16 protein-coding genes and 1 pseudogene are annotated in these 16,266 nt (G+C 67.8%); 7 read left to right on the top strand and 10 right to left on the bottom strand.

What is annotated here, in order from left to right; all coding sequences use genetic code 11:
- Positions 1-6: 6 nt before the first annotated feature.
- Positions 7-885: a DUF4097 family beta strand repeat-containing protein gene (locus AC1DJN_RS05835; RefSeq protein ID WP_032977119.1), complete on the top strand. Its 879-nt coding sequence runs from the start codon at positions 7-9 to the stop codon at positions 883-885.
- Between the two features lie 49 nt (positions 886-934).
- Here AC1DJN_RS05835 and AC1DJN_RS05830 read toward each other — a convergent pair whose 3' ends face one another.
- From AC1DJN_RS05830 to AC1DJN_RS05820, 3 genes are all read right to left on the bottom strand, one after another.
- A complete protein-coding gene (locus AC1DJN_RS05830) occupies positions 935-1,117 on the bottom strand; it encodes a hypothetical protein (protein ID WP_025879072.1) in 183 nt (60 codons plus the stop codon).
- An 11-nt stretch (positions 1,118-1,128) separates the two neighbouring features.
- Positions 1,129-1,422, bottom strand: coding sequence for a YkgJ family cysteine cluster protein (locus AC1DJN_RS05825; RefSeq protein ID WP_051501656.1), 294 nt, complete (start codon positions 1,420-1,422; stop codon positions 1,129-1,131).
- A gap of 230 nt (positions 1,423-1,652) precedes the next feature.
- Entirely contained in the window at positions 1,653-3,014 is a 1,362-nt protein-coding gene (locus AC1DJN_RS05820; RefSeq protein ID WP_025879074.1) for an Hsp70 family protein, read from the bottom strand.
- A gap of 179 nt (positions 3,015-3,193) precedes the next feature.
- On the opposite strand from AC1DJN_RS05820, the pseudogene AC1DJN_RS05815 reads away from it, so the two are divergent.
- A pseudogene (locus AC1DJN_RS05815) lies at positions 3,194-3,526 on the top strand (zinc ribbon domain-containing protein YjdM); the annotation flags it as partial.
- A gap of 10 nt (positions 3,527-3,536) precedes the next feature.
- On the opposite strand, the gene AC1DJN_RS05810 reads toward AC1DJN_RS05815, so the two are convergent.
- Positions 3,537-4,694: a tetratricopeptide repeat protein gene (locus tag AC1DJN_RS05810; RefSeq protein WP_442252108.1), complete on the bottom strand. Its 1,158-nt coding sequence runs from the start codon at positions 4,692-4,694 to the stop codon at positions 3,537-3,539.
- 229 nt (positions 4,695-4,923) lie between these two features.
- Between AC1DJN_RS05810 and AC1DJN_RS05805 the strand changes: the two genes are divergently transcribed.
- The 4 genes from AC1DJN_RS05805 (at position 4,924) to AC1DJN_RS05790 (ending at position 7,800) form a co-directional block, all read left to right on the top strand.
- Entirely contained in the window at positions 4,924-5,526 is a 603-nt protein-coding gene (locus tag AC1DJN_RS05805) for an HD domain-containing protein (RefSeq protein ID WP_282280591.1), read from the top strand.
- 49 nt (positions 5,527-5,575) lie between these two features.
- Entirely contained in the window at positions 5,576-5,755 is a 180-nt protein-coding gene (locus tag AC1DJN_RS05800) for an oxidoreductase-like domain-containing protein (RefSeq protein ID WP_033832209.1), read from the top strand.
- Positions 5,752-6,369 carry a DUF998 domain-containing protein gene (locus AC1DJN_RS05795; RefSeq protein ID WP_049467943.1) on the top strand — a complete coding sequence of 206 codons (618 nt, stop codon included), beginning with the start codon at positions 5,752-5,754 and terminating at the stop codon, positions 6,367-6,369. Before AC1DJN_RS05800 ends, AC1DJN_RS05795 begins: the two co-directional genes overlap by 4 nt.
- Positions 6,370-6,465: 96 nt before the next feature.
- Positions 6,466-7,800 carry a virulence factor family protein gene (locus tag AC1DJN_RS05790; RefSeq protein WP_279575230.1) on the top strand — a complete coding sequence of 445 codons (1,335 nt, stop codon included), beginning with the start codon at positions 6,466-6,468 and terminating at the stop codon, positions 7,798-7,800.
- A 94-nt stretch (positions 7,801-7,894) separates the two neighbouring features.
- Here AC1DJN_RS05790 and mprF read toward each other — a convergent pair whose 3' ends face one another.
- Entirely contained in the window at positions 7,895-10,459 is a 2,565-nt protein-coding gene (mprF, locus tag AC1DJN_RS05785; protein WP_478038977.1) for a bifunctional lysylphosphatidylglycerol flippase/synthetase MprF, read from the bottom strand.
- A gap of 192 nt (positions 10,460-10,651) precedes the next feature.
- On the opposite strand from mprF, the gene AC1DJN_RS05780 reads away from it, so the two are divergent.
- Positions 10,652-10,999, top strand: a complete 348-nt coding sequence (locus tag AC1DJN_RS05780; RefSeq protein WP_025879081.1) for a RidA family protein — start codon at positions 10,652-10,654, stop codon at positions 10,997-10,999.
- A gap of 83 nt (positions 11,000-11,082) precedes the next feature.
- On the opposite strand, the gene AC1DJN_RS05775 is transcribed toward AC1DJN_RS05780, so the two are convergent.
- The 5 genes from AC1DJN_RS05775 to AC1DJN_RS05755 form a co-directional block, all read right to left on the bottom strand.
- Positions 11,083-11,457, bottom strand: a complete 375-nt coding sequence (locus tag AC1DJN_RS05775; RefSeq protein WP_025879082.1) for a hypothetical protein — start codon at positions 11,455-11,457, stop codon at positions 11,083-11,085.
- An 855-nt stretch (positions 11,458-12,312) separates the two neighbouring features.
- Positions 12,313-12,726, bottom strand: a complete 414-nt coding sequence (rnfB, locus tag AC1DJN_RS05770; protein ID WP_032952130.1) for an Rnf electron transport complex subunit RnfB — start codon at positions 12,724-12,726, stop codon at positions 12,313-12,315.
- A gap of 24 nt (positions 12,727-12,750) precedes the next feature.
- Positions 12,751-13,341 (bottom strand): HAD family hydrolase, encoded by a 591-nt coding sequence (locus AC1DJN_RS05765; protein WP_478038979.1) that lies wholly within the window; start codon positions 13,339-13,341, stop codon positions 12,751-12,753.
- Between the two features lie 76 nt (positions 13,342-13,417).
- Positions 13,418-15,490, bottom strand: coding sequence for a methionine--tRNA ligase (gene metG / locus AC1DJN_RS05760; protein WP_032975075.1), 2,073 nt, complete (start codon positions 15,488-15,490; stop codon positions 13,418-13,420).
- Between the two features lie 102 nt (positions 15,491-15,592).
- Entirely contained in the window at positions 15,593-16,042 is a 450-nt protein-coding gene (locus AC1DJN_RS05755; RefSeq protein WP_478038976.1) for a DUF2147 domain-containing protein, read from the bottom strand.
- Between the last annotated feature and the right edge of the window lie 224 nt (positions 16,043-16,266).

The raw sequence follows: 16,266 nt of genomic DNA, 5'->3' as shown, positions 1-16,266 counted from the left end.
CCCCCGATGCGAACCCTTTTCCCTCTCTGCGCGGCCCTGCTGCTGGTGCCCGCCATGGCGCTGGCCGATACACGCGTCGATGAACGCCACAATGTTGCTGCAGGCGGCCGCATTGAACTGAGCAACGTCGCTGGCAAGGTGACTGTACGCGGCTGGGACCGCAATGACGTGCAGCTCACCGGCACGCTCAGCGACGGCCTGCAGCTGCGCCAGGAAAAGAGTGCCAACCGGGTGCGCTGGGAAATCGAGTATCCGCGACGCGGCAACAATGGCGGCGCCACCTTGACCCTCAACGTGCCCCGCTCGGTGGAGCTGCTGCTGAGCACGGTCAGTGCCGACCAGGACATCAGTGGCGTGGACGTGCGGCGGCTGCAGGCAGATACCGTCAGCGGCAACCTTGCCGCCGCCGGTCGTAGTGGCGACAGCGTGCTCAATACGGTCAGCGGCAATGTCACTGCGCGGTTGCAGACCCCGCGGCTGGACGTCAACACGGTCAGCGGCCGGATCGAGGCTGGCGGGGGCGTTTCCGGGGAGATCGGGGCGCAGACGGTGTCTGGCCGGGTAGGCGTCGATGCCGGTCGCATCCAGCGCCTGGTGGTGGAGACGGTATCCGGAGGCATCGACCTGTCGGCGACCGCCTTGGCACCAGGCGGGCGCATCAACGTCGAGTCGGTCAGTGCCTCGGTCAGCCTGCGCCTGCCGCGCACGGTGTCGGCGCAGCTGTCAGTGAACAGCTTCAGCGGGTCGATCAACAGCGACGCCGGCAAGGTGGAGCGGCCGCGCTATGGGCCGGGCAGCAGCCTGGATGCGCGGCTGGGCAGCGGCGACGGCGATATCCGCGTGCAGTCGCACTCGGGTAGTGTGCAGGTGCGCCTGGACCGCTGAGCGCGGCCCGGCAGGCCGCGGCGGCAGCGCCGCCGCGGTCGGGGGAGGGTCAGCTGGCTTTCTTCAGCGCCCAGGTGGTACCGAGAACTTCAATCTTGCCACCGCTCTTGCGGAACGCGGCCAGGTCGGAGGCGATCGAGTCGCTGTTGACCACGGTGCTGGCGGATGCGCCCTTGCGTTCGCTGCGGATGCTGTTGCTGGCCTTCGCGGGGGTCTTTGCCTTGCGGGGCATGGTTGCTCCTGTCAGGTGGAAGGGGAGGAAAGCGCGCAGGATTCAGCCTGGCGCAGGTAGTCCTGCCGCTCGCGGCGGCAGTCGTCGCCGCCCATCGAAAACTGGCGGCAGATCGCCGGGCGCTGCGAATAGATCGTGCAGCGCAGGTGATACGGATCGATCGCCGCGCACCAGCCTTCCTCGTTGCGCGCCATCACGGCACGGCCGTGAGCGTCGCGCGACAGGAACTGGCCGGGCACGTGGTCGCCGGGCTGCAGCAGGACCGGCAACCGGCAACAGACCGCGTCACAACGGCGGCAGTCGATGGGTGCTGGTTCAGCGTCAGGTTGTACGGCCACAGGGGCCTGGCGGGTGCCCAAAGCGGGTCTCGATGGCGGCTCGGGTAATACGCGGACCATGATCGAGCCAGAGGGCATGGTCGCCAGACCCGCTGGGCGGGTCAGGCTGCACCATGGGTACACACACCGGCGAGGCCAGCGGAAGGTGCAGCGGTTTTCTAGCCGGCCAAGGGTAGCTCAGACCGCGTAACGTTTTGTTAATCCCGGCTGGCTGCCGCCAGCGCGAGGCCCTGGACGACCCCCAGCGAGGGCTCGCCGTGCACCATCCGGGCGCCCGGGAACGCCTCGGCAGCGGCCTGCCGCAGGTAGCCGGCGCGGGACATGCCGCCGGTCAGGAACACCGCGTCAGGGTCGCCGCCGATGTCGCTGCGGACCTGGGCCAGCAGTTCGCGGATCTGGCTCAGGTAGCCATGGGCGGCGGCGGCCAGGCCGTCGGCGCTGTTGTCCACGTGCAGGTCGCGGGCGATGTAATCCAGCGTGCTGCGGTGTTCGCTGGCACCGCTGAGGGCGATCTTGGCGCGCTCGACATCGCGGTACAGGCGGGCGGTGTTGCCGGTGTCCTGCAGCGCCTGCAGGCGCGCGCCCCACGGCGCGTCGACGTTGTCGTAGTTGTGCTGGCGGAACTCGCGCTGGCGGGTCATGTCCTGCACGGTGGCCGCTTCCACGTAGTGGTGGGTGGGCACGCGGGTGATGCCGCGGCCGAACAGCGGCATGTAGCCGGAAAGGCTCAGGGCCAGGTCGATATCGGTGCCGCCGCGGGCAATACCCCAGGCACGGTGGATGCGCGGGGCCTGGCTGCCGCCCACTTCGGCGTGGGCGATATCGGTGGTGCCGCCGCCGATATCGACGATCACCGCCTGATGGCGATCGCGGCTTTCAGCGTGGTAATGCATTGCTGCGGCGGCAGGCTCTTCGAGGAAATCGATGTGGTCGAAACCAGCCTGGCCGGCTGCTTCGCGCAGGATGTCCAGGGCCTGGTCGTTGCCGGCCTCGCCGATCGAGCTGCGGAACTGCACCGGGCGGCCGAGCAGGGCGCTGCGCAGCGGCTGGCCGAGCTGGGCGCTGGCGGTCAAGCGGATGTGTTCGAGGATGTGCGCGGCAATGCCGGTGATGGTCTGCCGCGCGCGTGGGTGCAGGTTGTAGCCGAGCATGGACTTCGGGCTCTGCACGAGGTTGCCTTCGTGCTCCTCGAAATACGCTTCCAGCGCGTCGTCGCCATAGACGGCGTTCTGCAGCAGGTCGCTGGCGCTGCGTTCCTTTCCGGCGCGAGCCTCCATCCATTCCCGGCGCAGGGCGCGCAGTGCCTCGCGGCGCAGGGCCTGTGGCGTGCGCTCCTGGCCAGCGGCGCGGGCTGCACGGGCGGCGCTGTCGATCAGCTGCTGCAGTTCGTGTTCCTGCCCGGCGTCGAGCTGAAAATCGTCCGGGTCGGGCACCACGCCGGGGAAGTACACGCTGGTGCGGAACTGCTCGGCCTCGCCGAAGCGGATCGGCAGCAGCTTCCCATCACGCACGATGGCGGCGGCGGAGTTGCTGGTACCGAAGTCGATGCCGAGGCGCATGGGGAGGTCCGGGGACGATCAGGGGCCGCGCACTCTGCTGGAGTTTGCCGCGCGCTGCAAGTTCCGGTGCCTGCCTCGGGCGGGGTGGGGCGAGGTCCGGTCCGGACCGACGTCGGAAAATGAACGAAAAGGCAGGGCGGTTACAATGGCCGCTGTTGATTCATTTTGAGGTACTTGCAATGTCTTCTGTTCCCGCCTGCCCGCAGTGCACCCTGGAAAACACCTATGCCGATGGCGCGCTGTGGATCTGCGCCGACTGCGGCTTCGAGTGGACGGCCGAAGAAGGTACCGGTTCGACCCTGGTCGTGCGTGACAGCAACGGCAATACCCTGCAGACCGGCGACACCGTCACCGTGATCAAGGACCTGAAGGTCAAGGGCTCCTCAATCCCGCTCAAGCAGGGCACCGTGATCCGCAACATCCGCCTGGTCGAAGACGATGCCGAGCACATCGAGGGCAACTCGGACAAGATCAAGGGCCTTGTGCTGAAGACCTGCTTCCTCAAGAAGGCCYGATCGCGCCTCAGCGCTTGGCCTGCTGCGCCCGCCAGCGGGCCAGGCTGTCCAGCTTGGCCTGGTAGCGTGCCTGCTGCGTTGATCCGCCCAGTTCCTGCGCCCGCAGCAGTTCGCGGTCCGCACGCTGCAGCCGGCCCGTCAGGAAATACACCCGCGCCAGGCCGAAGTGGAACTGGTGCGCGGTGTCGTACAGGCGCACCGCCCGCCGGTAGTACGTGATCGCCTTGTCCAGGTCGCCAGCGCGTTCGGCCTGGGCACCCTGCATGTACTGCGCGAACGGGTCCTCGCGCTGCACCGACTGCAGCTTCTTCTGCATGGCTTCCGCCTGCGCCGTCATGCCCAGCTTGCGATAGAGCGCACTGGCGTTGTTCAGCGCTGCACTCTGGCGTCCGTCCAGGCGCAACGCCGTGTCCAGCGCCGTGCGGGCCGCCTGGTCATCGCCCAGGCGGTTGTCGAGCACGCCGATGTTGTTCCAYGTCGAGGCGAACTCCGGGTCCTGCCCCAGCGCGGCATCGAAGAAGGCACGTGCTCCGCTCAGGTCGCCATCGGCCAGCTGCTCCGCGCCCCGGTTGTTGTAGTAGTGCGCCAGCGCCCGTTCACGGCCAATCGGTTGCGGCCCGTGGCGGTCGTACAGCACGTTGCGGTCCAGGTCGACCGTACCGTAGCGGCCACCGACATCCACGCCGGCGTTGACGTGCCCGACGTTGTAGACCACGCCCTGGTCCTGGTCCTGGTACCACGACACCACCTGGCCGACTTCCTGCACCCGCGCCTGGATACCGGCCTCACGGGCGAGGGTGACGAACAGCAGGGTGAAGGCGAGGCAGTTGGCGCGCTGGTGCTGCCAGATCTCGCTGACGGTGTAGGTCGCATCGGCGTCGTACTGCAGGTCCAGGCCGTGCTGGCTGAAGATCATCTCCACCAGCGCCTGCAGGCGCTGGTCGCGCGAGTAGCTGCGGCTGATCACCTGCTTCTGCAGCATCTCGCGCATCGCCGGCGGGATCGCGAGCACCTGTTCGGGTGTCGGCACGCTGGCGGCGGTGACCTTTACGGTGGAGATGGTCGGGATGGCGGGCGCAGCGGCTGGAGCATCCTGCGCGGACAGGGCTGGCGCGCCGAGCGCGAGCAGTGGAAGGAGAAAGCATCGGGCGGCAAGACGGCGCATGACGGTTTCCGGCAGCGGCGGGCGCTCCCGCCTGCGGCCAGTGTAGACCCGCGCGTGGCGGTCCGCATCCACCGGCGGTCAGCGCTGCGCTTCGTCCACAGCCGGTGTGGACCAGCACGCGACAAACCTGTGGACAACTGCCCTGCGCCCTTGCCCGGCACGGGATGTGAGTGGCTGGTGAAAAAACAGCCAGCTTGCCCGGCGGTGCCAAGGGCGGGATCATCCCTGCATGGACTTCGCCCCGCTGACTCTCGCTCCCGCGCATTGGCAGGCACTGCAGGATGCCTATGCGACGCCACCGCGCGCCTACCACCACTTCGGCCATGTGCGCGCGGTGCTGCAGCATTGCCAGGAGGTGGCTGCAGGTCCGGGCTGGCAGCAGCTGGCCGAGGTTTATCTGGCAGTGCTGTACCACGATGCGATCTACCAGGCCGGCCGCAAGGACAACGAGGCCAGGTCGGCCGCGCTGGCCCTGCAGGCGATCGCGGACTGGCCCGAGCTGGCATCGGTCGATGCCGGCCGGGTCGAGCAGTTGATCCTGCTCACCGCCCGCCATGGCGAGCTGGGCCCGGCCGATGTCGATGCCGAAGCGGCGCTGTTCCTCGACTGCGACATGGCGATCCTGGCGGCACCCGAGGAGGTGTTTGCCGCGTATGACCGCGGCGTGGCCGAAGAGTACAAAGGCGTGGTGCCGGGCTTCCTGTACCGCGCCGGACGCCGCCGCTTCCTGCAGGGGCTGCTGCGCGCGCCGCGGATCTTCCTCAGCGACTTTTTCGACCAACAGCTTGATGCCGCCGCACGAGCCAACCTGCGCCGCCAACTGGGCGCCTGAGCGCGCCGCTACACTACCCACCTGCCATTGCGTGGTGTTGTTTGCAGCCGTGACCGTCTCCGATACTCCTGCCGATCCCCGTCCACTGCCCCCGGAAGAACCCGGTCCCAACGAGTGCTGCGGCAGTGGCTGCCCGTTGTGCGTGCTCGACCTGTATGCCGAGGAGCTGCAGCGTTACCGCAAGGCGCTGGCTGAGTGGCTGGCACGGCATCCGGACGCTGGCCCATGACGCGGGCGCGTCCGGCCGCGACGCTGGCGCTGGTGGCACTGCTGTTGTTCGTGGCGACCGCGTTGTGGACGCAGTTCGCGCGGGCCGATCTGGATTGGGTGAAGGCCACCTTGAGCCTGTACCTGCATGGGCCGTGGGGCCTGGCGCTACGCAGCGCCTACTGCCTGCTGGCACTGGCCATCGCCGTGCTCGGCATCGCGTTGTATCGGCACAGCGTGGGGCCGCGGCGCAGCGCAGCGGCACCGCTGTTGTTCTGCGTGGCTGCCGTTGGCCTGGCCACCGTCGCCATCGGTGACAGCTGGCTACCCGCGGCAACGCCGTTGCTGGCGCCGTTGATCCACGGCCTGGCCGCCAATACCGCCTTCCTGTGCGCCAGCGTCGGCATGCTGCTGCAGGCCTGGTACCTGCGCCGCGAGCCGGGCTGGCGAGGCAGTGCGGCGCTGTTGTGGGGCTGGGCCTGGCTGGCCTTCGTGCTGCTGTGGGTACACGTGCTGTGGCGCGGTGGCCCACCGCGTGGGCTGGGGCAGAAACTGGTGATCGCGGTGATCGTCGGCTGGCTGCTGTGGTTGGCGCTGGCGCTGTATCGCCGCGGGCGTGCCGCCGGCACCCGCTGAATCAACCACCTGCCCGATTGCAGGGCGCCTGTACCGGTACGTGCCGTGCACGCAGCAGCGGCGTATCGTGTGCGCATTCCAACGGGATGCGAAACGATGCGTGCAGGGCTGGGCAGGGCGATGGGACTGGTGTTGGCGCTGGCGGCGGTGCCAGCGGTGGCGTCAGTGCAGCAGGTCAGCCATGGACGTTTCGATCAGGTGCCGGTGCATGTTCCGGCCGGGGCACCGCAACGGGTGGTGATCTGGTTCCATGACGGCGCCGATGCCGATGACAGCCGCATGCCGATTGAAGCGCTGCGCGCCGATGGTGCACTGGTCGCATCGGTGGATGTGGCCCACCTGCGTGGCGTGCTCAAGCGCGAAGGCAACAGCAGCTGCGCGTTCGGCGCGGGCGATGTCGAGAATTTCTCGCGTTGGGTACAGGCGTTCCTGCATCTGCCGGGGTATCACCTGCCGTTGGTCGGCGGCAGCGGCGAGGGCGCCGAACTGGCCTATGCACTGGCAGCGCAGGCCGACACCCAGGTCTTTGCCGGCCTGCTGACCTCGGGATTCTGCCCGGCACATGTGCACGAGCGCATGGTCTGCGGTGATGGCGTGAAGCACGACCGCCTGCAGCCCAGCGAACTGAATTTCCCGTGGTTGAACGCGGCCGGCGCGTCGGGGTGTTCGACCAACAGCGCTGGCCCGTTCGTGCAGCAGGTTGCAATGGCGCGTGAATTCAAGCGCACCGCCGCTGGCGATGCGACACCGGGGCTGGTGGCCGCCGCGCGGGTGATCGGCGCACAGGCCGGGGTCGCGCTGGCACCGCCGCCGGATGCCCTGAAGGGGCTGCCGGTAGTGGAAGTGCCGGCGCAGGGCAGCGGTGACACCTTGGCGGTGTTCGTTTCCGGCGATGGCGGCTGGGCCGGCCTGGACAAGGACGTGGCCGGCGCCCTGGCCGAACATGGCGTGGCGGTGGTTGGCATCGATTCGCTGCGTTATTTCTGGAGCGAACGCACGCCGCAGGGATTCGCTGTCGATCTGCAGAAGATCATCGGCCACTACCGCCAGCAATGGCAGCGCGACAAGGTGATGCTGATCGGTTTCTCGCAGGGTGCCGACGTGCTGCCGGCCACCATCAACCAGCTTGATGCAGGCACCCGCGCCGGCCTCGAACGCATCGTGCTGCTGTCGGTGGGCAGGAATGCCGACTTTGAATTCCATGTCAGCAACTGGCTGGGCGGCGGTGGCGGCGGCCTGCCGATCGCGCCGGAAGTGGCGAAGCTGCCGGCGGCCAGGACCCTGTGCGTGTACGGCGACAAGGACGAGGATGCGCTGTGCCCCGATCTGCCGGGCAACGACGGCGTGCACAAGGTCAAGTTGCCGGGTGACCATCACTTCGGCGGTGACTACGATCGCCTGGCCGAGGTGATCCTCAAGGGCGGCGCGTAATCGGTCTCATGGGACCACCGCCGGGCATGGCCCGGCGCTACCCGTGCGGACGATCCATCAGGTAGCGCCGGGCCATGCCCGGCGGATCGGGGCGTCAGTTGCGCCGCGGGTCCAGCGAGATCAGCCGCGTGGCATCCAGCAGTGCAGCCGGCAGGTGCATGCCGCCGGGCGCGGCCAGGTAGCGCGGTCGCCACTGCGGATCGAACTTCGACTTGAACCTGCGCAGGCCGCTGAAGCCATAGAAGCGCTCGCCGTGTCGTGCGAGCAGGCCGGCCAGGCGGTTCCAGCGACCGGCCAGGCGGTGCTGGGCCAGGCCGGACAGCGGTGCCATGCCCAGCGAGAACCGCGCATAGCCCTGCGCGCGGCCCCACAGGAACAGCTCGATGAACAGGAAATCCATCGTGCCCTTCGGCGCATCGCTGACATGACGCATCAGATCCACCGACAGTTCGGCGCCTGCCGGTGCCTGCCACAGGTTGGCAAAGGCCACGATCCGACCTTCAGCTTCGACCAGGGCGATCGGGAAACGCACGAGATAGTCCGGGTCGTAGCTGCCCAGCGAGAAGCCTTTCTCGTCGCCTGACTTGTCCTCCAGCCAGGCGTTGGAAATCGCATGCAGGCGTGGCAGCAGGGCAGGGATCTCTTCCGCCGGTGCTACGCGGAACGACAGCCCGCCGCGCTTGCCGCGGTTCCAGGCTTGCCGCAGGTCGGCACGCTCGCGGCCTTCCAGACCGAAGTCGTGCAGCGGCACCATGGCCTCTTCGCCCAGCTTGACCAGGCCCAGGCCGAGATCGAGATAGGTCTGCCAATACGCCTCACCCACCTGGTAGAACACCGGGCGCAGTCCGAGCCGGTCGGCTTCTTCGCGGAAGCGCCAGATCAGTGCGCGCGCCACCTCCGGTGGCCCGACCGGATCGCCCATCGCGATCAGCGAGCCGCCGTAGCGCTGCATCATCACAAAGCCCTTGTGCTGCTCATCGCGCAGCACCGCCTTGTCGGCAGTCAGCACCAGGCAGGCCTGGGTGTCGGTGGCACCAGCCAGCACGGGTGCCAGCGCCTGCAGGGTTGCGTCGTCGGCAGGCGGCAGCGGGCTGCGCGTGCTGTGCAGCAGCCGCGCCAGGCCGAACATCACCAGCGCCATCGCCACCAGCAGCAGTGCACGCAGCGCGCGCGGCGCATTGCCGGACACGGCGAACTGCCACCACAGCTCGTTCTGGTATTCGACGTGGCTGTAAGTGAAGAACAGCAGCCACGTCACCGCCACCAGCACCAGGCCGAGGTTGCRCAGCCATGGCCACGACCAGGCTTCGTCCAGCAGCGCGCCCTGGCGATAGAACTCGCGACGTGCTGCCCACAGCGCCATCGCCACCAGCAACGCCGACAAGGCGATCAGCGGTTGGCCACCGCGCAGCCAGATCGGCAGCGGTGCGATCACGCAGATCGCCATCGCCAGCATCCAGGCCGCGTGGCTGCGGCGGGCCAGGCCTTGGCCGATCAGCAACAGGGCGACGCCGGCCAGGCTGCCGATCAGGTGCGAGGTTTCCAGGATCGGCAGCGAGGCATTGATCAGGTGCCGTCGCGGTGTGGGCAGGGTGCCGTCGATGACCAGCGCGGCGCCGACACTGAAGGCGGCCAGCGCGATGATCTGCGGCAACCACGGACGCAGCGCGTACCAGCCGGCGCGGGTGGCACCTGCGCTGGCCTGCAGCGGCTGCCGCAGCGCGGGCGCCAGGGCCAGCACAGTCGCCAGCAGCAGCGGCAGCACGTAGTAGCTGACGCGGTAGATCAATGCCGCCGCCAGTACTGCAGCCGGCGCCACCTGCGGCAGCAGCTTCAGCAGGCTCCACTCGAACACGCCAAGGCCGGCCGGTACCGTCGACACCAGGCCGGCCAGCACGGCGACCAGATACAGGCCGACGAAACCGGGCAGGCCGGTCGGCGTGGAATCGGGCAGCAGCACATAGAACGCGGCACTGGCCAGGACCAGTTCAACCACGCTCAACACGGTGACCCCGAGCATGGTGCGCCGGTCGGGCAGCCACAGGCCATGGCTGAAGATGCGGAACTGGCGACCGTTGCGGCCGACCAGGACGAAGGTGGCCGCATAGGCGAGCAGCGCGACGATGCCGACCACGCGCACCGCGCCGGGGTCCAGCGGCAGCGCAAGCGCGGCAGCGGCCGGCTCCATGCACAGCGCAACGCCGATCAGCAGCCACGCGCCGAAGATGAAGCCGAGCGTGCTCATCAGCACCACCTGGCCGATCTGCGCCAGATCCAGGCCGGCACTGCGGTAGCCGCGCAGGCGCACTGCGCCGCCGGTGAGGGCGGCAAAGCCCACGGTCTGGCCCAGGGTGTGGGCGAGGAAGGCGGTGATGCCGATCCGTGCCGGGTGCACGCGGATGCCACTGCGGCGCAGGCCGATCGCATCGAAGCCGATCAGGCAGGCGTAGCTGGCCAGGCCGAGCAGCACGGTCAGCGCGATCTGCGCAGCGCTGAGCTCGCGGAAGGCCTGGCGGATGGCGCGGTAGCCATGCTCGTCGAATTCGCCGGCCAGCCCATGCAGGGCCAGCGCGAGGATCAGCAGCGGGACGACGATGGTGACGACCCGCTTCCAGGTCGGTGTGGAAGGGGAGGCAGTGGAATCGGTGGGTGCGGTCATCGGCGCAAGGGTGCGTCAGAAAGGGCGAGGGCGGTGTCAACGCAGGCGTGGCGCATCGTGCGCCTGTCCACGCCGTTTGACCAGCACTGCCGCTGTGCTGGTGGTGGCGGTATCCAGTGGCCGCACCGGGCACACACTTCCAACGCCGGCTGGGTGAGAATGCAGTCCAGACCACCCGCAGGAGCCACGCCCATGATGGAGCGTTACGACGTCGGACCGCGCATGTCCGAGATGACCGTGTACAACAAGGTCGCCTACCTTTCCGGCCAGATTCCGGAAGACACCAGCCAGGACATCACCGGCCAGACCCGGCAGGTGCTGGCCGAGATCGACAAGCTGCTGGCGCTGGTGGCCAGTGACCGCCAGCACGTGCTGCGTGCGGAGATCTTCCTGGCCGACATGGCCGATTTCGAGGGCATGAACAAGGCGTGGGACGAGTGGGTGGTGGAGGGCGCGACCCCGGCCCGCGCCACGGTTGAAGCCAAGCTTGCGCACGCCGAATGGAAGGTTGAGATCATCGTTACGGCGGCAGTGCCGTAATGAGCGGACAGGGGTCAGACCCCTTTTCCTCCGGAAAAGGGATCTGACCCCGTTTGCCGGGGAAGCTGACGCTGCAACATCCGTTACAGCTGCGGCTGCAGTCGTGTGCTTGCCTGCGTGCACAAGGCAAGGCAGGCCAGCATCAGGCCTTCCATGACCCGGTCGCCGACGTACTCCTCCGGCGCGCCGTTCTGCCGGGTGCGTTCGGCGGCCAGCAGGACCTCCTGCACCACGCGCAGCCCGGCCAGCGCGCAATCGGCATCGGCCAGCGCCATGCACCGGCTGGGAAGTTGATGCCGCTCCGGCCACGGCTGACCGTCAGCGGCGGCGCCGGTACCGATGCGCCGCAGGGTCGCAACCAACGTGGTGGGATCAAGCGCTGGCGACGGTTCCGTGTCCTCGTCGGCGTCTGCCGGGCCGAGGTAGGCGTGCAGATGGGGGAAATCCGATGCGTTCATGGCAAGGCTCCGTGCAGGACAGACGGTAGCCGCCACTCAAAGGTGGCGGACGGAGACGTGGCTCGAAAACCGGGACGCAAGACGAAACCGGTGGACCCGAAAGCCCCCACGCTCCGCCCGCCATGACCGGCAGACGGATTGCCAGCCGGCGCCACGCAAGGTGACGCCGGCTGGCAAGCGTAAACAACATCTTGCGTCGCGGGTTTTCGACACCCGGCCACCCTTTTTCGGCGGCTCACCATCTGTAAACCCGTCGTAGCGGAATGCCAATCAGACAAGTTGCAATGCCCGCAACGTCAGGAGGTTTCCGGCATTTTTGCATGCTGTTAAGCCGCCTCGAACGCAGGTGGCGCCACGGTCGCGATAGACCGAGCAATCTGCGACATGCATCGTGATTCGATAGTCGCCAGCGTGCGCAGGCAAGGTCGATTGCGACGACGGTTCATGACATTGGACAGATAGTGCGGACCAAGGTCCGCACCCACCAACACCCCAGCCATGGCATTGCAGTTGCTCGCCCGTCCGCAGCGGATATCTGTCGGGGGCTGGTGGGCGGGGGCAAGCGGGACCGTTGGCGCCATGGGCCAGGCGCATGCGCCTGGCGGGTTGGGCAGGACGCCCAACCCAGGTCTTGCCGTGTGCGCAGGATAGCGCACACGAGCAAGGCGTCATCGAGCCCCCATGGATGGGTTCACGGCGTGTCCCGCTTGCCCCCGCCCACCAGCCCAGATCATCAAACCCAGGCAGCCGACGCTCCCAGCCGTTGCCGTTGCCGTTGCCGTTGCCGTTGCTGTTGCTGTTGCTGTTGCTGTTGCTCTCAGCGCAACGCGACGCCGCGGCGTCGCAAAAAAAAACCTACACCAACACCAGCTCGATGCAATCCACCGGGCACGGTGGAATACACAACTCGCACCCCGTGCACAGATCGGCAATCACCGTGTGCATGTACTTTGCCCCGCCGACGATCGCATCCACCGGGCACGCCTGTATGCACTTGGTGCAACCGATGCAGTCAGCCTCCACGATCAACGCCACCTGCGGCGGCTTGTGCTCGCCCCGGCTGCGATCGAACGGCAACGCCGGCACACCCAGCACCTGCGCCAACGCCCGCGCACCGGCATCGCCGCCGGGCGGACAACGATCCACGCCAGCCTCCCCACGTGCCATCGCCTGCGCGTACGGGCGACAGCCGTCGTAACCGCATTGCCCGCATTGGGTCTGCGGCAGCAAGCGGTCCAGGCGTTCGGTCAGGGGCGGAATCAGGCTCATGCGTGGCGAAGGCTGCGCGTTGGGTTACTTCAGGGGTTTGCCGCGGTACCAGCGCTCGTGCGCCAGGGCCAGCATCGGGCGATCCTCCGCGCTGTCACCGTAGGCATGGATGCGTGTGTAACGTGACAGGTCGAACTGGCGGCGGATGTGCTCAACCTTGCGCGGACCACAATCGCCACCGGCGTAGCGGCCGGTCAGGCGTCCGCTTTCGCTTTCCAGCCGATTGCAGATCAGCTGCAGGCCCAGTTGTTCGCACCACGGCCGCAGGTACAGGTCCAGTGAACCGGACACCACCACCACGGTGTGCTGCTGCTCCTTGTGCCAGCGGATCTGCTCCAGCATTTCCGGGYGCACGACATCGGGCAGGAACTCGCGGGAGAAGCCCGCAGCCAGCGTCTCGATGTCATCGGCGTGGCGCTCGCTGAAGGTCAACCGGGTCACCCGTGCGCGGATGCGCTCGGCGGAGATCAGTTTCAGCTTGTAGGCCAGCAGCCACGGGCCGACTTTCCACCAGGCCTGTGCCAGCTGTTCGGCGGTGGCGACCCGGCGCAGGAAGCGGCCATAGGTGTCGCAGGTGGTGACAGTGTGGTCGAAGTCGAACAGCGCCAGTTCCAACGCAGCATCTCCCATCACGGTACCTCCCTTCGCGGTGCTCATGACCGGGCGCGGCCAGGGCCGCGCCCGTACTGCATCAACGAACCGGCATGCCCGGCTGCGCGCCGCTGTCGGCGTCCAGCAGCGCCAGCGCGCCGCCATCGAAACCGGCCGACAGGATCATGCCTTCGCTCAGGCCGAAGCGCATCTTGCGCGGTGCCAGGTTGGCGATGAACACCACGCTGCGGCCGACCAGCGCTTCCGGCTCGCCGTAGCTGGCGCGGATGCCGGAGAAGATCTGGCGCTTGCCGAGGTCGCCGGCATCCAGTTCGAAACGCAGCAGCTTGTCCGAGCCTTCCACGAACTCGCACACCAGCACCTTGCCGATGCGCAGGTCGAGCTTGGCGAAGTCGTCGATGCCGATGTAGGCCGGCGCGTCGGCGCTCTTTGCTTCGTCCTTGGCCACCACCGGTGCGGCAGGCTTGCTTGCTTCAACCTTGGCAGCGGGGGCGGCGGTGGTCAGGGTGTCCTTGGAGGCGTCGATCATGGCGTCAATCTTCTTCGGGTCGATACGGGTGAACAGCGGGGTGTAGTCGGTGATGCGGTGGCCCAGCAGCGGCTGCGCCAGCTCGGTCCAGTCATTCACCGGCGCGGCCAGGAAGGCCTCGGCCTGCGCCGCGGTGGCTGGCAGCACCGGCTTCAGGGCGGTGACCAGTACGCGGAACAGGTTCAGGCCCTGGCTGCAGACCGCCTGCAGCTGCGCGTCGGCGCCTTCCTGCTTGGCGATCACCCACGGCTTGACGTCGTCGATGTAGCGGTTGGCTTCATCGGCCAGGGTCATGGTCAGGCGGATCGCCGCGGCCGGGTCGTTGCGCTCGTATGCCTCACGGATCGGCGCCAGGCCATCGACGAAGCGCTGGTACTGCGCCGCGTCGGGCAGCTGCGCGGCCAACTGGCCATCGAAGCGCTTGCTGATGAAACCGGCGCAGCGGCTGGCGAGGTTGACGAACTTGCCGACCAGATCGGCGTTGACGCGCGCGATGAAGTCGCCCAGGTTCAGGTCGAGGTCGTCGACGCCACCACCGGACTTGGCGGCGAAGTAGTAACGCAGTGCCTCCGGCTCCAGGCCGGCATCGAGGAACGTGCGCGCCATCACGAAGGTGCCGCGCGACTTGCTCATCTTCGCGCCATCGACGGTCAGGTAGCCGTTGACGTGCAGGCGGGTCGGCGCGCGGTGGCCGGTGCCGTGCAGCACCGCCGGCCAGAACAGGCCATGGAAATTGACGATGTCCTTGCCGAGGAAATGATGCAGCTCGGTGCTGGTGCCGGCGCGCAGGTGCGCTTCGAAGTCCTCGCCGATCCTGCTGCACAGGGTCTGGAAGCTGGACAGGTAGCCGATCGGCGCRTCCAGCCAGACGTAGAAGTACTTGCCCGGCTGGCCGGGAATCTCGAAACCGAAGTACGGCGCATCGCGCGAGATGTCCCACGCACGCAGGCCGCCTTCGGCGTTGAGCCATTCACCCAGCTTGGCCTTCACGCCCGGCAGGGCGACATCGCCGGCCAGCCAGTCGCGCAGGAAGCCGTCGAAGTGGCCGACCTCGAAGAAGAAGTGCTCCGAATCGCGCATTTCCGGGGTTGCCCCGGAGATCACCGAGCGCGGCTCCTTCAGGTCGGTCGGCGCATAGGTGGCGCCGCAGACCTCGCAGTTGTCGCCGTACTGGTCGGCGCTGCCGCAGTTCGGGCAGATGCCCTTGACGTAGCGGTCGGGCAGGAACATGCCCTTGGCCGGGTCGTAGAACTGCGCCACCGAACGGCGGCTGATGTGGCCGGCCGCTTCCAGCTTCAGGTAGAACGCTTCGGTCAGCGCCTTGTTGGCGGCGGAATTGGTCGAGTCGTAATGGTCGAAGGCGACGCCGAAAGCGGCGAAATCGCGCTCGTGGCTGGCCTGGATGTTGGCGATGAAGGTTTCCGGGGTGACCCCGGCCTTTTCCGCAGCCAGCATGATCGGCGTGCCGTGGGTGTCGTCGGCGCACACGAACCAGGCCTTGCCGCCACTCATTCGACGCGCCCGCACCCAGATGTCAGCCTGGATGTAGCCGACCAGGTGGCCCAGGTGCAGCGGGCCGTTGGCGTAGGGCAGGGCGGTGGTGACGAGCGCGGTACGGGTCATGGTCACGGGGTGCAGCCAGGGGGAACCGGGGATTATCGCATGCCCGCAACGCGGTGACCCGGCCGGAGCCGGGTCACCAGGGCATTGCCGGGGCCGTGACGCTTACTCGCGGACCCAGGTCTGCGCGCGGCAGATGAAGGCGATGCAGCCGGACACGTCCAGCTTGCCGCCACCCGGCTGCAGCTCGATCTTCGAGCGATAGGTCTTGCCGTTGGCCGGGTCGAGGATGGTGCCACCGGACCACTTGCTGGTGGTGCCCTTGTCCTGGCTCAGGTTCCAGAGGATGGTCATGCCCTTCACCGGCTTGTTCTTGTTGGCGCCCTCGCAACCATCGCAGACCGGGTTCGGGCCCTTGTCCGAGTGCAGGATCTCGACCACCTTGCCGGACAGCGTGCCGTTGGCGGCCTGGCTGATCTCGACGATCGACTTCACCTTGYCGGTCTTGTCGTCGATGGTCTTCCAGCGGCCGGCGGCACTGTCGGCGGCCTGCGCGGAGAGCGCGGCCAGGCACAGCGGCAGCGCCAGCAGCAGGGTCTTGAAGGTCTTGCGCATGGTCCCCTCCCAGGGTTCATTCCGGCACGATGCCGGTACGGGTCGACTGTATACCCATTCGGCGGGGTATGGGGAAGGGGGGTGTTGGCCGGGTTGCACCCGGCACCCGCAACTGCAACTGCAACGGCAACGGCAACGGCAACAGCAACAGCGTGCATTCCGTGGGATGGCGGGGTGGGTCCGGTTGCGGGGGACGCCGTAAACCCATCCATGGGGGCTTGGCC

Source organism: Stenotrophomonas sp. 05L414_2 (genome assembly GCF_056397905.1).
The sequence above is the reverse complement of the archived record's forward strand: the minus strand, read 5'-3'. Positions and strand labels throughout refer to the sequence as shown.

Bases quoted from the DNA above. Each gene is read 5' to 3' on its own strand.
- AC1DJN_RS05780 (WP_025879081.1), top strand. From the start codon at position 10,652: ATGATGGAGCGTTACGACGTCGGACCGCGCATGTCCGAGATGACCGTG.
- AC1DJN_RS05775 (WP_025879082.1), bottom strand. From the start codon at position 11,457: ATGAACGCATCGGATTTCCCCCATCTGCACGCCTACCTCGGCCCGGCA.
- rnfB (WP_032952130.1), bottom strand. From the start codon at position 12,726: ATGAGCCTGATTCCGCCCCTGACCGAACGCCTGGACCGCTTGCTGCCG.
- AC1DJN_RS05835 (WP_032977119.1), top strand. From the start codon at position 7: ATGCGAACCCTTTTCCCTCTCTGCGCGGCCCTGCTGCTGGTGCCCGCC.
- AC1DJN_RS05820 (WP_025879074.1), bottom strand. From the start codon at position 3,014: ATGCGCCTCGGCATCGACTTCGGTACCAGCAACTCCGCCGCCGCCATC.
- AC1DJN_RS05790 (WP_279575230.1), top strand. From the start codon at position 6,466: ATGCGTGCAGGGCTGGGCAGGGCGATGGGACTGGTGTTGGCGCTGGCG.
- AC1DJN_RS05805 (WP_282280591.1), top strand. From the start codon at position 4,924: ATGGACTTCGCCCCGCTGACTCTCGCTCCCGCGCATTGGCAGGCACTG.
- AC1DJN_RS05795 (WP_049467943.1), top strand. From the start codon at position 5,752: ATGACGCGGGCGCGTCCGGCCGCGACGCTGGCGCTGGTGGCACTGCTG.
- AC1DJN_RS05830 (WP_025879072.1), bottom strand. From the start codon at position 1,117: ATGCCCCGCAAGGCAAAGACCCCCGCGAAGGCCAGCAACAGCATCCGC.